The following is a 13,463-nucleotide window of genomic DNA, read 5'->3' as shown; positions in this document are numbered from 1 at the left end:
ACGCCGCCGACGTGGCGACCGAGCGCGGTGTGCGCATCCCGATGCGGGAAGGCGAGTGACGATGTCGACCGATCTCGCCGTGGCCGTCGACGTCGCTCCGACTCCGTGGTCGGGCCGCGACGACGGCCCGGGCGTCGAGCACCTGCGCTGGCACCACGTGGTCTCCCTCGACCCGTCCGCCGCCGGGCCTGACGACGTCGCGTTCGTCGGCTTCCGCAGCGACGAGGGCGTGCGCCGCAACCGGGGCCGCCAGGGCGCGGCCGACGGCCCCCGGGCGCTGCGCGCCGCGCTTGCGTCCATGGCCCTGCCCAGGCGCGTCCCCGCGCTGGACGTCGGGGACGTCCAGGTCGCCGACGGCGACCTGGAGGCCGGCCACCGCCGCCTCGGCGAGGCGGTCAGCGCGCTCCTGGACCGTGGGCACCGGGTCACCGTCCTCGGCGGCGGCCACGAGGTCGCCTACGGGAGCTACCTCGGAGTGTCCGGCAGCGGCCTGCTGCGCGACGGCGCGCGGCTGGGCGTGCTCAACCTCGACGCCCACTTCGACCTCCGCGACGAGGCCCGGCCCAGCTCAGGAACCCCGTTCCTGCAGATGGCCAGGGACGAGGAGCGGGCCGGACGACGGCTCAACTACTGGGTGCTCGGGGTCAGCCAGCCCAGCAACACGGAGACGCTGTTCCGCACCGCCGATCGCCTCGGCGTGCGGTACCTCCCCGACACCGAGTGCGGCACGCTGGATCGTTACCGGGTCGACGGCTTCGTCGAGGAGTTCCTGGCGAGCTGCGACGTCGTGCACCTGACGATCGACCTCGACGTCCTTCCGGCGGCCTCGGCCCCCGGTGTCAGCGCCCCGGCGGCCTACGGCGTGCCGATCGAGATCGTCGAGCACGTCTGCACCCAGGTCGCGGCCAGCGGCAAGCCGCTCCTGGTCGACGTGGCGGAACTCAACCCCGCCCTCGACGTCGACCACCGCACCGCCCGCACCGCGGCCCGCCTCCTCCACCGCATCCTGCTGACCTGCGGCTGACCTGGGGCTGACCTCCTTGTACCGGTCGCCAGGCTGTGTGACCCGGACAGCCCGCAGCCTGGCGACCACCAACCGCCCCTTGCCCTCGTTACCTGGCCGACGTACTTTTTACTCATGCCAGTAAACGACGGCGGCGCCCGCTCCGTCACCGCCACCGCGCGGCGGGCGCAGATCATCGCGGCGACGATCGAGACGGTCGCCGAACTCGGCTACGGCCAGGCATCCTTCGCCCGGATCGCGGAGCGGGCCGGGCTCAGCAGCACGCGACTCATCTCGTACCACTTCGCCGGCAAGGACGAACTGATCCAGGCAGTGATCGCCGAGGTGTACGGCGAGATGGCCGCGTTCATGGGCGCCCGGATGCGCGAGGTCGCGGATCCTGCGGGTGCTCTCGCCGCCTACATCCGCGGAGTGGTCGCGTTCGTGGCGACGCACCGCACCAAGATGGACGCGCTGATGTCGATCTTCCTCGGGCACGCCGGCGAGGAGAACGGCTACAGCGACCGGACGGCTTTCGCGCCCCTCCAGGAGATCCTCGACGCCGGCAAGCGCAGTGGGCACTTCCGCGCGTTCGACAGCTTCGTGATGGCGGCCACGGTCCAGCGCTCCCTCGACGGCCTCCCTTTCCTGCTGCGCACCGAGCCGGGGCTGGACCTGGACGCGTACGCGGAGGAACTCGTGACGATCTTCGAGCTGGCGACGCAGGCGAGGCCGGCGACGCAGGTGGTGCACGCGGCGCGGCCGGCGCCTCGGGGGGAGGACGCATGAGGGCGCGTCAGGCCATTCGCCTCGTCCTCGACTTCGTCGTGCCCACGGCGATGTTCTACGTGCTTCGGGCGGCCGGGGTCGGGCTCTACCTGACGCTGGTCCTGTCCGCCGTGCTGCCGGCCGGCGTCGCGGTCTGGCGGTGGTCGCGCTCCCGGGAGCGGGACGGGCTGGCGCTCTACATGCTCTCGATGCTGGTGTTCAGCGCGCTCGTCTCGCTGATCAGCGGCAGCCCGAGGTTCCTGCTGGCCAGGGAGGGCTGGGTGACCGGGGTCACTGGGATCTGGTTCATCGCCTCGGTCTGGGCGAGCCGCCCGCTGGCCTTCCACTACACCCGCCCGATGCTCGAAGGCCGCCGCCTCGCCGACATCCCGGGCGACTGGGACGACCTCTGGGAGCGGCTTCCCCGCTTCCGCCGGGTCTGGAAGGTCGGCAGCGCGCTGTGGGGCATCGCCCTGCTGGCCGACTCCGTGGTGCGGGTGATCATGGCCTACACGCTGCCGGTCAACGCCGTCCCGGCGCTCGGCACCGCGCTCTACCTGGTGACCTCGGTGGTCCTCATCGTGATCACCAACGTCTACTACATCACCACCGGTCTGTACGACCGCCGTTCCCGCCTCTACGCCCCGCTCCGCGAGCAGGGGGTGCTGCCGGGCCCCGCCGAGGGCCCGCAGGCAACGGCCTCAGGCTGAGCCGGCATCGGTCACACCCGCCCGCCGAAGAAGACCTGGACGCCGCGGATCAGGCCGTCGCGGACGGTGATGGCCTCGACGTTGCGGTAGCGCTCGCCCGTGGTGAGCGCGTACTCGTAGTGGAGGAAGACCAGTTCGGGGTCGGCCGGGGTGACGTGCAGCAGCCGCTGCTCGGTGAAGCGCTCGGCGGTGGGGAAGCAGCGGGCGAAGAACGCGGACTTGTCGATGTGATCGTCCTGCGGGCTGGTGAACGTGAAGTCCTCGGCGTACAGGGGGAGGGCCGCCGCGCGGTCCTGCGCCCGGTAGCAGGCGAACGCCGCTTTGACCACGCTCGACGCGTCGACGCTCATCCGGCCGCACCTCCTCGCTCCGCCGATCCCGGCCGTCTCCCAGTCAGGGTAGACCCTACGACTCGGTCGCCCCCGCCAAGCCGGTCATCGCGGCCCCCGGGCTCGAACTCGTCGCCGTCGACGGCTCAGGGGCCGTCGTCGCCATCCTGGACGTGGGAATCGAGGGGGAGTTGGCGACGATCGACACCATCGCCGTCCATCCCGACCACCGACGGCAGGGGCTGGGGCGGCAGTTGCTCGAGCGGGCGCGGGAGTGGGCCCGCGCCGCGGGCGCGTGCACGCTCGACGCCTGGACCAGGGACGACGAGGACACTCTCGCCTGGTACCGCGCGTCGGGCTTCGTGGAGAGCGACCACTACCTGCACGTCTACGCGTTCCACTCCACCGACCCCGCCGAGCCGCGACGCGCGATCGGCAAGGCACGACCGGGGTTGCGGCCCATCCTCGTGTTCGCGCACGCGCCGCTGGCGGACGAGCGGCGGCTCAGGAGCGAGTTCGCCCGGGTGCACGTCGACCGGCGCTTCTCGATGCCGGTCTGACGTGGCGTCAGCCTCCGGGGACCGCGCGCTGCTGCCACTGGCCGCGCACACCCCGCTGTGGCTGGTGCTCGTCCTGGTGGTGCCGCTCGGCGTCGGCGGCGCGGTGCTCGTCGCCGTGCTCACCGTCTGCTACTGGCCGCAGCCGCCCTCTCCCGCCTCTTTCCCGCCACGCGGTTGACCGCGGCGGCGGTCGCCGGGAGCAACAGCGGGAGGAGGATGGGTCCATGGATGTCCTCGGGATCGACGCCTGCGGAAAGCACGGATGGGTCGGAGTCGGGCTGACCGACGGCCGGTACGCGGGCACCCTCGTGGAGACGCGGATCGGCGCGCTGATCGAGCGCGCACGGGACGTCCGGGCCGTCGCGGTGGACATGCCCCTGGGGCTGTTGGAGACCGGCTGGCGTCGCGCTGATCTCCAGGCGAGGCTGCGCCTGGGTGCACGGCGCAGCAGCATCTTCCTGGCCGCACCCCGGGTGGTGTGGCAGGAGCCGGACTACCCGGCGGCCGCGTTTCGCTGCCGGGAGCTGACCGGGAGCGGGCTGAGCCGCCAGGCGTGGGCGCTGGCGCCGAAACTGCGGGAGGCCAGGGAGTGCTGGCTGGGCGACCCGGAGCGGATCCACGAGGTACACCCGGAGCTGTCGTTCCAGGCCCTGGCCGGCGGGACGCCGCTGAGCCACGCCAAGAAGACCTGGCGCGGTCAGAACGTGCGGCGTGCCCTGCTGGCCGGTGCGGGGATCGTGCTGCCGGACGCGCTGGGGGAGGGTGACCGGATCCCCCCTGACGACGTGCTCGACGCGGCCGCCGCGGCCTGGTCCGCACGCCGTATCGCGCTCGGGACCGCCGAGCGGCTCCCCGCCGAGCCAGAACGCGATCCGCAGGGAAGACCCGTCGAGATCCGCTGGTGAGTGCGGTGCCGGGCGATCGAGCGGTGCACGCGGCCGGGGAAGGCGCTGGCGGCCACTCGCCGCCACGGGGGCCGGGCTTCGCCACGGCCGGCCGTGAGCAGCCAGGGCGGCCACGGGGCCGGGCTCCGCCACGGGAAGGGCAGCTAGGGCGGCCACGGGGTCGGGCTTCGCCACGGCCGGCCGTGAGCAGCCAGGGGGGCCACGGGGCCGGGCTTCGCCACGGGAGGGCATGAGCAGCCAAGGTGGCCACGAACTGCCATCGGCCGCCACTGCCCGCTATGCGCCGCTGTGCCGCCACCCGTGCGCCGCTGTGCCGCCACCCGTGCGCAGTGGGCGGCCATGCGGCGCCACGGGTGGCTACGGGTGGCCGAACGCGGCGGTCACCAGCAGCGTCATGACGACCGAGACCAGGACGGCGACGGCCACCCACGGGGTGAGCCGGCCCGGGCCGTCCGCGGCCGCCTCTCCGGCGCCCGGAGCCGTGGCACGGCTGACCAGGCAGGCCGGGCAGGGGCGCGCGGGAAAAGGGACACGGACGTTGCGGCTGCTCAGGCCGTGCGCGGGGAAGGTCGCGCGGACCCCGGGCGAGGTGGGGGTCAGCCCGTGCAGGTAGATCGCGTTGCGGTCCGGGTCGAGGATCCCCGCGCGGTCGTCGGCGGGGTGCGCGAGCGCGGTCACGACCTGGGCCGTGGCGAGCGAGACGAGCTGGATGTCGACCCGCGCGCCGCGCGCCGCGTCGGTGTCGGCTGTACCCCGGCGGAACGCCACCGCGCACTCGTAGCAGGGCGTGCGCCGGTCCGGCAGCACCCACAGGATCTCGCCCACCTCCGCGTCACGGATCCGGGGATCCACCCAGACGGCTGGATAGGCGGCCGGCCGGCCTACCTCCAGGGCGAGCGCGTTGACGTGGCGCTGGCAGGCCGGCGAGTCGGTCGCGGCGACCACCACGTCGGCCTCACGCACCAGCGCGCGCTGCTGCTCGTAGGGGAGCTCAAGGAAGTCCGCGTGCAGGCCGGTGGCGTCGCACGGCGGGAACGCGCGGCGGATCGCCGCGGCCAGGGCCGGGGCCTTGGGCTGTCCCAACTCGGGCGCGCCCAGCGGGTGGCGCACCAGGTTCTCCGTCTCCAGCACGTCACGGTCGACCAGCCGAAGCGGGCTGAAGCCGATCCGCGCCAGCTCCTCCGCCAGGAATCCGCCGACCGCTCCCGCGCCGATGACCAGGACCGAGCCCGTGAGGCGCCGGTGGCGCGCCCAGACGCGGTCCTCCGCCGGTTCCGCGGGCCCCTCAGGGCCGGGCCCTGTGGGCCCGGTCGAGCCCGTCAATCGAAGGTCCAGCGGGCCACCCGGACCGGCTTGGGCCGGTCCCGTGGGTCACCGTCGGGCTGTTCCTCCGGCTTGAGCTCCCCGGTCTCGGCGTCGAGGAACCACTCCTGCTCGCTCTCCCGCGTCTCCTGCGGTGTCAGTTCCGCGTCTCGCAGGATCTCCGGTGCCGCGCCCATGGGAAGCCCTCCTTCCAGCCCTGTTCCAGGGCTGATGCGGACTGCTCGGGTTGTCGCGCGAAGCCGTGCACTGCGCTGTCGGGCGAAGGACGGCCGCGCTCCCTCCACGCTACGCCGCCGCGCCTGACCTCGCCGGTCGGGCGCGGGCCTGCCGCGGACCGTGCCCCGACGGGGCGCGGTCGGGCCGAGCACAGCCCGGGGTCCGGTGTCGACAGGCCGTCAGTCCGGCGGCGGGAGCGCGGAGCGGTAGGCGGTGCGGCAGGTCTCGCAGCGGTGCCCGGGGAGCTCCTCCAGGTCGGCGATCCGACCGGTCTCCGCGTTCGGGGCGAGGTGGTAGCCACAGAGGCCCGACTGTTCGTCCGCCCGGACGACGTGCCACATGTGGACGCGGCGACCGCCGCCGGGGACGGGGCGGTGCTCGGCCTTGAGTTCGTATTGGTGCAGCATGGCGGCCGACCTCCTGTGCGGCGCGTGGGGCGCCGGACGGTCCCAGCGTAGCCCCGGGGGTGCCGACCCGAGCGGAGCTCAGGCCCGGACGGCGTACTCGTCGGCGCGTTCGGGGGAACGGGCCAGCACCGCGAGCCCCTCGGCGGTCCGGTCCTGCGGCGCGTCCGCAGCACGCAGCGGGGCGTCGACGAGCTCCTGAAGTCGCTCCCGCGCCCAGGGGCTCTGGGCCAGTCCGCCGGTGAGCACGACGCCGCGCTCGGCGATCTCCGCCCGCAGCTCCTCCGGGCAGCGGGCGAGGGTGACCCGGATCGCGGCCGCCATGTCCGTCAGGACGGCCCGGCACGCCTGCCGCACCTCCTCCGCGCGGACGTAGACGACCTGGTTGGCGTCGGTGCCGAGGTGCCGGCCGCGCGCCTGGAGCGGCGTCGCCGCTGTCGCCGGGTCACCGGCCCCGCCGCCGATCCGCAGCGCCTCGGCGGCGACGGGCCCCAGAGCCACCTGGTGCTCCCGCCGGACCCAGCCCGCCACGGCCTCGTCGAGGGCGTCCCCGCCGCCGGGCAGCGAGGTGGCGTCGACCATCCGGCCGCGGGCGAACACGGCGACGTCGACCGTCCCGGCGCCGAGGTCCACGAGCATGCCGCCGCTCCCGTCGGCGAAGGGCAGCGCGCCGCCCAGGGCCGCCGCCACGGGGGCGGGGACGACCACGACCCGGTGCGCGCCGACCCGCAGCAGCGCCTGCTCCAGTGTCCGCACCTGCACCGAGGAGCTGTCGACCGGCGCGGCGGTCACGACCGTCTGGCGCCGCCCCGGCCGCGAGGGGCGGACGTGGTCCAGTGCGTACCGGGCCAGCAGCAGCGCCGCCTCGAAGTCGGTCACCCGGCCTGCGGCCACGGCGCGGCGGATGGTCAGGCCGTGCGGCAGGCGGCCGATCATCCTCTTCGCGGAGGCCCCGAGGGCGCAGGCATGGCCCTGCTGCTCGTCGAGGGCGATGAGGGAGGGCTCGTCCAGCACCGGCCCCCGCTGGGGATGCCAGACGCGGATCCTGGCTGTGCCCAGATCGACGGCGGCCACCGAGGTCATCCAGTCTCGCCGCACGAGTGCTCCTCTCCCCGCGGCACGCCACTGAGAGCACCACCGTGGCCCAGGTACCGGCGCGCCCGCCAAGCGTGGGGCCCGATCGGACGAACGAGGCCGCCCGGGCGGCCTACCGCGCCGCCCGTTCCGGCGGTGCTCCGGCGCCGATCCGTCCTGGGCCTCGACGCAGAGCCTCCGCCGAGGGCCCGGACCCAGGCCCGACGCCCCCGACGTGGCGAGGCGTGGTGAGGCGTGGCGAGGCGTCCTACCTGCCGCGGCGCCGAGGCCGCCGGGAGGGGTCGCCGCAGGCTCCTCAGGGTCGAGGATCGCCCACCTGATGCCCATATTCTCGCCGCTCCACATTTATTGACAGTCCGTCAGCTTCCCTGCGACGCTTCCATGGCCCATCGGAGCCCAGTTCTCGGAGAGCCCAGGGAGGAACCTGTGCTGCCACTGCCGTTGCTCCCGCCTCGCCGCCCGCCGGGGCGGTTCCTGCGGGTCTGGGGGCGGGCCGTGCACCTCGTCGACGAGGGCGGTGGGCGATCCGGCGGCCCCGTCGTCATGCTGGAGTCCGGCCTCGGCGGCTCCTGGCTGGGCTGGGATCCGCTCGTGTCCGAGCTGCGGCCCCGGCCCGACGAGGGCGGCCTGCGCGTGCTGCGGGCCGACCGGCCCGGCCTCGGGCGCAGCCAGCCCGCCCCGGGCGTGCCGAGCCTCGCGTTACGGGCCGCCTGGAGCGCCGCCCTGCTCGACTCCGTCGGCGTCCGGGAGCCGGTCGTCGTGTGCGGGCACTCGCTGGGCGGCCTGTACGCCGAGGCCTTCGCGCGGCTGCGTCCGGAGCGCGTCGCGGGCGTTGTACTGGTGGAGGCGCACGCGCCCAACGTCACCGGCGGGGTGCTCGGACGCCCGGACCTCCGGGTGCGCACCGCCCGGGTCGTGGGCGACGCCTTCCGCCGTGCGGGCCTCAGCCAGCTGGTGGCGCCGGGCGTGCGGCGGCTCGGGATGCGGACGCAGTCGGTACGCCGCGGCGACCAGTCCGACGTCGGGGACGCGTACCGGTCCGCCTACGGCGCCGGGCACTGTCTGACGGAGGCGCTGGTGGAACGCGTCCTGGTACGCGACTTCCTAGCCGAGCTGGCGGAGCTGCGCGAGAGCGTGCCCTTTCCCGACGTGCCGCTACGCGTGCTGTCGGCCCCCGCTGCGGACCGCGAGGTGTACACCGCGCAGGCGAAGATGAGCCCGCAGGGCTGCCATGTCGAGGTCGACGGGGCCCTGCACCTCATGCCGGTGGACCGGCCGGACGCCATCGCCGACGCGGTCCGCGCGGTCGCGGACGGGCCGCTGCCCGTGGGGCCGCCCGCGAGACGCGTGCACCGCGGCGACGCCGACGGCGTAGACGGAGTCGACGCCCTTTACGACGCCTGTCCGTAGACGACCAGCGGGACGTGATGCTGTTGCGGCGTCGGCGCGTCGGGCCGGACCTGGCCCGCGGCGGCCGCGGCCGTGAACCCGGCGGCGGCGAGCAGGACCGCGAGCAGCGCACCGAGCGTCGTGAGGGTCGATCGAGTGAACACGGCACCACCCAGGGATTCGACTGTGCCAGGAGGTCGGCGCTCCGAGGCTATTGACGGCCCGTCAGGACCGCAAGAGCCGGAGGGGCCCCGGCCGTCGGACGAGCAGCCGCCGGAACCCGGCGGACGGACGATCCGCTGCCGGACCACCGGCGGGCGTCGAGCGGCGAGGAGGAAGCGCGGTGAGTACCGCCGAGGTGAGCAGTCCGGTGGCCGCCGGCACCGCGGCCGCACCCGAAGCCGGGCGCGCCGGTCCACGCGGGCCGAGGACGCGGCAGTGGCTCTCCGGAGCCCGCGCCGGCGGACGAGCCGGCGGGGGCTGGCTCGTGGGCCTGTGGGCCGTCGTCCTGGCAGCCCTGCTCGTCGAGGCGCCGGGCCGGATCGTCTTCGACACCAAGGCCGACGTGGTGCTGACGCCCGGCCGCTTCCTCGGCCAGCTCGCTCACCTGTGGAGCTCCCAGGGCGGCTTCGGCGGCCTGCAGGACCAGGCGGTCGGCTACGCCTTCCCGATGGGCCCGTTCTACCTGGTCCTCGAGTGGCTCGGGCTGCCGCCGTGGATCACCGAGCGGCTGTGGATGTCGCTGATCGTCGCCGCCGCCTTCTGGGGCGTCGTCCGGCTCACCGAACGGCTCGGCGTCGGCACCCCCGCGTCCCGGCTCGCGGGCGCGCTCGCCTACGCGCTGTGGCCCACGCTGACCGCGGTCGTCGGGTCCACCTCCGCGGCCGTCCTGCCGATGGCCCTGTTGCCCTGGGTGGTCGTGCCGCTCGTCGAAGGCGCCCGCGAAGGGGCCTCGCCGCTGCGCTGCGCGGCGCGCTCGGCCCTCGCCGTGCTGTGCATGGGCGGCGTCAACGCCGTCACCGTCCTCGCCGTGTTGCCCGCGCCGCTGCTCTATCTGCTGACCCGTCAGTGGACGCCGCGCGGACGGAGGCTGCTCGGCTGGTGGCTGCTGGCCGTTCCGCTGGTGACCGCGTGGTGGTGGCTGCCGCTGCTGCTGCTCGGCCGGTACGGCTTCGACTTCCTCCCCTACATCGAGACCCCGCACACCACCGCGTCCACCATGGCCGCCACCGAGGCGCTGCGCGGAACCGGCAACTGGCTCGACTACCTCGACTTCGGCACACCCGCCCTCAGTGCGGGCTGGGTGCTGGCCACCACCGGGTGGGCGGTGGCCGGGAGCGCCGCGCTCGCCGCCCTCGGGCTCGGCGGGCTGGCACGCCGCGACGTGCCCGAGGCCCGTTGGCTGCGCTGGACGCTCGGCGTAGGCGCGGTCAGCGTCATGGCCGTGTACGGGGGCGCCCTCGGCGGCCCGCTCCACAACCAGCTGCAGGCGCTGCTGAGCGGGCCCGGCGAGGCGTTCCACAGCATCTACAAGTTCCAGCCCTTGTTGGCGCTTCCGCTCGTCCTCGGCGTCGCCCACCTGCTCGGCCGCGCTTTCACCGCGCCCCGCCGGATCCTCGTGCCCGTGACCGCGTTCGTGCTCACCGCCGCGCTGATCGGCTGCGCCGTCCCCTACCTGACGGCGCGGACGCTCCAGAGCGGCTCGTTCACGGCCGTGCCCGACTACTGGAAGCAGACCGCCGCCTTCCTCGCCGACCACGGCGGGGACGGGCGCAGCCTCCTCGAACCCGCCGCCTCGCACGGCGACTACACCTGGGGCAGCACCACCGACGACGCGCTCCAGCCCTACGCCCAGTCCCCGTGGGCCGAGCGCACCCTCGTCCCCGACGGCGGCGCAGGTGTGCAGCGCTACCTCGACGCCGCCGAGCAGGCCTTCGCGACCGGCACCGACCAGCCGGGCCTGGCCGCCTACCTGGCCCGCGCCGGCATCCGCTACGTCGTGCTGCGCCACGACCTCGACCCCGGCCAGTTCGACTACGTCAACCCCACCGCCTACCGCGAGGCGCTGCTGCAGTCCGGCTTCCACGTGGTCACCTCCTTCGGTCCGGTGATCCCGCCGACGCCGGTACGCGGCGACACGCCGCTGCAGGTCGTCGCCCTCGACTACGGCTATCCGGCCGTCGAGGTCTTCGAGGCCGACGCCGCCCCGCTCCAGCCCGAGACGCCCTTCAGCGTCCTCCCCGTCACGGGGACGCTGCGGCTGAGCGGCGGTCCGGAGAACCTGCTGCAGCTCAGCGGCCCGCCCGACGGATCCGGCGGCGGGCTCGGCGACGGCCGGGCCGTGCTGCTGAGCGGCCAGACCTCCGCCACCGGCGGCGACGCGCCCGTCGGCAGCCCGCTGGTGGTGGCCGACGGCCTGCGCCGCACCGACACCTCCTTCGGGCTCGTGCGCGACAACGTCTCCTACACCTACACGGCGGCTGGCACGAACCCGTCCGACCGCTCCGACGGCTCCGGCGGCAAGGCGCCGCAGCAACTCGCGATGCCCTTCGACCTGAGCGGGCACCAGACCACCGCCGTGATCGCCGGAGCGGCCTCGGTGACGGCGTCGAGCTACGGCTCCTGGCTGCTCCAGTCCCCGCAGTACGACCCCGTCAACGCCTTCGACGGCGACCCCGGAACGGCCTGGACCGAGGGCAGCCCGAGCAGCCCCGTCGGCCAGTGGCTGCGCATCGACTTCGACGACTCCGTCGACCTGCCCGCCTCGCTGTCCCTGCGGCTGCTGGCCGACAGCCCGCTGCGGCCGCTCATCAGTCGGCTGACGGTCCGGACCGACGGCGGCGCCGTGACCGACACGCTCAGCGGGAACGGTTCGCCGCAGGACCTGGCCGTCCCGGCCGGGCCGACCCGCAGCCTCACCCTGACCATCGCGGCCGCGCGCGGGGCCCTCCCTGGCGGCCTCGGCGCGGGCATCAGCGAGGTGTCCGTCCCCGGCGTCCAGGTGACCCGGTACCTGGCCACCGCGCACGACGCGACGACGAACGGCCAGGGCGGCGTCGCCTTCTCCTTCGAGCGCACCGTCGGCGCGACCGGGCTGCTCGGCCCGCAGAGCGCGGAGACCTCGCTCGCCCGCCAGTTCACCCTGGACGCGCCCGACTCCTTCGACACCCAGCTCACCGCCGTGCCCGTTCCCGGAGCGGCCCTGGACGCGCTGATCCAGAAGCTGACGCCGAGCGGCGGCCTCACCGTCGCCGCCAGTCCCGCCATCGCGGACCTGCCGCAGTACCAGGGCGCCAACCTGGTCCAGGCGACCTCCTTCGACGGCTGGATCGCCGCGCCCGGGACCACACCGCAGCTCAGCTACGCCTGGAAGGGACAGCGGACCCTCACCGAGCTGGACCTGCGGCCCGCCCGGGGGCTGTCGGCCGCGCCGCTGACCGTCCGGATCAGCAGCCCGGCGGGAGACCGCACCGCGTCGGTCGGCGGCGACGGCAAGGTGACGTTCGCTCCGCTGCGCACCGACCGGGTCACCGTCACCTTCCCGAAGGTCCAGCAGGTCGACGCCTACGAGCCGATCACCGGAAGCGAGGTGCCGCTGCCGCTCGGGCTGGCCCAAGCCTCCTTCCCGGCCCTGCGCGACCTGCAGCCGAAGCCGGCCGACCCCGGCGCCTCGTTCCAACTGCCCTGCGGCCAGGGCCCGCAGCTCTCCGTCGACGGACGCAGCTACCTCACGTCCGCCTCCGGCACACTGGAGGCGCTGCTCGCGCAGCAGCCGGTCGTCGTCACGCTCTGCACGACGGGTACGACGGGTACGACGGGTGGCCGCCTCGCGCTCGCCGCCGGAACCCACCGCCTCGACGCGCCCGGCGACGCGGCGGGGGAGTCCCTGGCCCTCACCGGCGCGACGCTCGTCGGGGCCTCGGAGCGCGCCGCGCTGTCGCGCACCGAGCCCGCGCCGGGCGCGGCCGTGCGCACGACCGGCGCATGGAGCTGGGGCCAGGAGGCCCGCAGCGTGACGGTCGGCCAGGGACCGGCCGCGTACCTGGAGGTGCACGAGAACGCCGCGCCCGGGTGGTCCGCGACGCTGAACGGCCGGTCGCTGCGGGCCGTCACGCTCGACGGCTGGCAGCAGGCCTTCCTGCTCCCGGCGGGAGCGGGCGGCGTGGTGCGGCTGAGCTACAGCCCGCAGACCTGGTACGTCGTGGCGCTCACGACCGGCGGCTTCCTGCTGCTCCTCGTGCTGGCGACGGCGGTCTGGGCGCCGCGGCGTCAGCGGCTGGGCGCGGCGGCATCGCTGCCGAGCGCGCGGGCGCGCACCTCGGGCCGGCTCTCCACAGGACTGATCGCCGGTCCGGTCGTGGGCCTCGTCGTCCTCGCGCTGGTCGGCGGACCGTTGGCGGGCGTGGTCCTGGCGCTGGGCGCGCTGTGGTGGTGGCGTCCCGAGTCGGCCCGCGTCGTCGGCCCCGTCGTCGCCGTGGCGGCGATGACGGCGGCGGGCGTGATCGCGGCCGTCGACGTCCGGCACGGCCTGACGCCGGGCCAGGGCGCGTTCAGCGCGGCGGCGCAGGCCTGCGCCCTCACCGCGCTCGCCGCGGCGCTGGCCACGTGGGGGGCTCCCCGCCCACCCCGGACGCCGCACGTCCCGCCGCACCCCGCGCCGATGGCGCCGACGGCGACCGAAAGCCCGGCACCCTCGCCGACGCCGGAAGCGGCGGGCCCGCCCACCCTCGCGGAGTCCGGCCCGTTGCTCCCCTTCGTCCC

Annotated in this window: 14 protein-coding genes; 8 read left to right on the top strand and 6 right to left on the bottom strand. The window is 74.9% G+C overall.

The features are described 5' to 3' along the window. The first annotated feature begins 61 nt into the window (after positions 1-61). The 3 genes from hutG (at position 62) to TR48_RS12370 (ending at position 2,481) form a co-directional block, all read left to right on the top strand. Positions 62-1,024, top strand: coding sequence for a formimidoylglutamase (gene hutG / locus TR48_RS12380; protein ID WP_042366119.1), 963 nt, complete (start codon positions 62-64; stop codon positions 1,022-1,024). Positions 1,025-1,138: 114 nt separating this feature from the next. Beyond that, the gene (locus TR48_RS12375; protein WP_042366118.1) at positions 1,139-1,792 is read left to right on the top strand and encodes a TetR/AcrR family transcriptional regulator; all 654 of its coding nucleotides are present in this window, start codon (positions 1,139-1,141) and stop codon (positions 1,790-1,792) included. Continuing rightward, positions 1,789-2,481 carry a VC0807 family protein gene (locus TR48_RS12370; RefSeq protein ID WP_052442614.1) on the top strand — a complete coding sequence of 231 codons (693 nt, stop codon included), beginning with the start codon at positions 1,789-1,791 and terminating at the stop codon, positions 2,479-2,481. The genes TR48_RS12375 and TR48_RS12370 overlap by 4 nt, the downstream gene beginning before the upstream one ends. Positions 2,482-2,492: 11 nt before the next feature. Here TR48_RS12370 and TR48_RS12365 read toward each other — a convergent pair whose 3' ends face one another. Further along, entirely contained in the window at positions 2,493-2,831 is a 339-nt protein-coding gene (locus tag TR48_RS12365) for a nuclear transport factor 2 family protein (protein ID WP_042366117.1), read from the bottom strand. An 86-nt stretch (positions 2,832-2,917) separates the two neighbouring features. On the opposite strand from TR48_RS12365, the gene TR48_RS12360 reads away from it, so the two are divergent. The 3 genes from TR48_RS12360 to TR48_RS12355 are packed head-to-tail and all read left to right on the top strand — an operon-like array spanning position 2,918 to position 4,275. Continuing rightward, entirely contained in the window at positions 2,918-3,370 is a 453-nt protein-coding gene (locus TR48_RS12360; RefSeq protein ID WP_042366116.1) for a GNAT family N-acetyltransferase, read from the top strand. Position 3,371: 1 nt separating this feature from the next. After that, a complete protein-coding gene (locus TR48_RS44290; protein ID WP_170183531.1) occupies positions 3,372-3,548 on the top strand; it encodes a hypothetical protein in 177 nt (58 codons plus the stop codon). Positions 3,549-3,594: 46 nt separating this feature from the next. After that, positions 3,595-4,275: a DUF429 domain-containing protein gene (locus tag TR48_RS12355; protein ID WP_042366115.1), complete on the top strand. Its 681-nt coding sequence runs from the start codon at positions 3,595-3,597 to the stop codon at positions 4,273-4,275. Between the two features lie 357 nt (positions 4,276-4,632). Here the strand turns inward: TR48_RS12355 and TR48_RS12350 are convergent, their stop codons facing one another. The 4 genes from TR48_RS12350 to TR48_RS12335 form a co-directional block, all read right to left on the bottom strand. Further along, on the bottom strand, positions 4,633-5,598 hold the full coding sequence (locus TR48_RS12350; protein ID WP_042366114.1) for a HesA/MoeB/ThiF family protein: 966 nt from the start codon (positions 5,596-5,598) through the stop codon (positions 4,633-4,635). Then, positions 5,595-5,774 carry a hypothetical protein gene (locus TR48_RS12345; RefSeq protein WP_042366113.1) on the bottom strand — a complete coding sequence of 60 codons (180 nt, stop codon included), beginning with the start codon at positions 5,772-5,774 and terminating at the stop codon, positions 5,595-5,597. Before TR48_RS12345 ends, TR48_RS12350 begins: the two co-directional genes overlap by 4 nt. A 219-nt stretch (positions 5,775-5,993) precedes the next feature. Further along, positions 5,994-6,221: a hypothetical protein gene (locus tag TR48_RS12340; RefSeq protein ID WP_042366112.1), complete on the bottom strand. Its 228-nt coding sequence runs from the start codon at positions 6,219-6,221 to the stop codon at positions 5,994-5,996. A gap of 78 nt (positions 6,222-6,299) precedes the next feature. After that, entirely contained in the window at positions 6,300-7,316 is a 1,017-nt protein-coding gene (locus TR48_RS12335; protein ID WP_152627932.1) for a rod shape-determining protein, read from the bottom strand. Between the two features lie 423 nt (positions 7,317-7,739). Between TR48_RS12335 and TR48_RS12330 the strand changes: the two genes are divergently transcribed. After that, positions 7,740-8,723 (top strand): alpha/beta fold hydrolase, encoded by a 984-nt coding sequence (locus tag TR48_RS12330; protein WP_052442611.1) that lies wholly within the window; start codon positions 7,740-7,742, stop codon positions 8,721-8,723. On the opposite strand, the gene TR48_RS43150 is transcribed toward TR48_RS12330, so the two are convergent. Then, the gene (locus tag TR48_RS43150; protein ID WP_161789815.1) at positions 8,705-8,866 is read right to left on the bottom strand and encodes a hypothetical protein; all 162 of its coding nucleotides are present in this window, start codon (positions 8,864-8,866) and stop codon (positions 8,705-8,707) included. The two genes, TR48_RS12330 and TR48_RS43150, sit on opposite strands and share 19 nt — an antisense overlap. Before the next feature lie 179 nt (positions 8,867-9,045). Here TR48_RS43150 and TR48_RS12325 point away from each other — a divergent pair. Beyond that, positions 9,046-13,463 (top strand): alpha-(1->3)-arabinofuranosyltransferase domain-containing protein (locus TR48_RS12325; RefSeq protein ID WP_052442610.1); only part of this gene is annotated, 4,418 nt, incomplete at its 3' end.

This window comes from Streptacidiphilus neutrinimicus (genome assembly GCF_000787815.1).
GTDB lineage: Bacteria > Actinomycetota > Actinomycetes > Streptomycetales > Streptomycetaceae > Streptacidiphilus > Streptacidiphilus neutrinimicus.
This window is presented reverse-complemented; position numbering and strand designations above follow the sequence as displayed.

What these genes read in the sequence shown, in the direction of transcription:
- TR48_RS12365 (WP_042366117.1), bottom strand. Translation starts at nt 2,831, where the DNA reads ATGAGCGTCGACGCGTCGAGCGTGGTCAAAGCGGCGTTCGCCTGCTAC.
- hutG (WP_042366119.1), top strand. Translation starts at nt 62, where the DNA reads ATGTCGACCGATCTCGCCGTGGCCGTCGACGTCGCTCCGACTCCGTGG.
- TR48_RS12375 (WP_042366118.1), top strand. Translation starts at nt 1,139, where the DNA reads ATGCCAGTAAACGACGGCGGCGCCCGCTCCGTCACCGCCACCGCGCGG.
- TR48_RS12340 (WP_042366112.1), bottom strand. Translation starts at nt 6,221, where the DNA reads ATGCTGCACCAATACGAACTCAAGGCCGAGCACCGCCCCGTCCCCGGC.
- TR48_RS12345 (WP_042366113.1), bottom strand. Translation starts at nt 5,774, where the DNA reads ATGGGCGCGGCACCGGAGATCCTGCGAGACGCGGAACTGACACCGCAG.
- TR48_RS12355 (WP_042366115.1), top strand. Translation starts at nt 3,595, where the DNA reads ATGGATGTCCTCGGGATCGACGCCTGCGGAAAGCACGGATGGGTCGGA.
- TR48_RS12370 (WP_052442614.1), top strand. Translation starts at nt 1,789, where the DNA reads ATGAGGGCGCGTCAGGCCATTCGCCTCGTCCTCGACTTCGTCGTGCCC.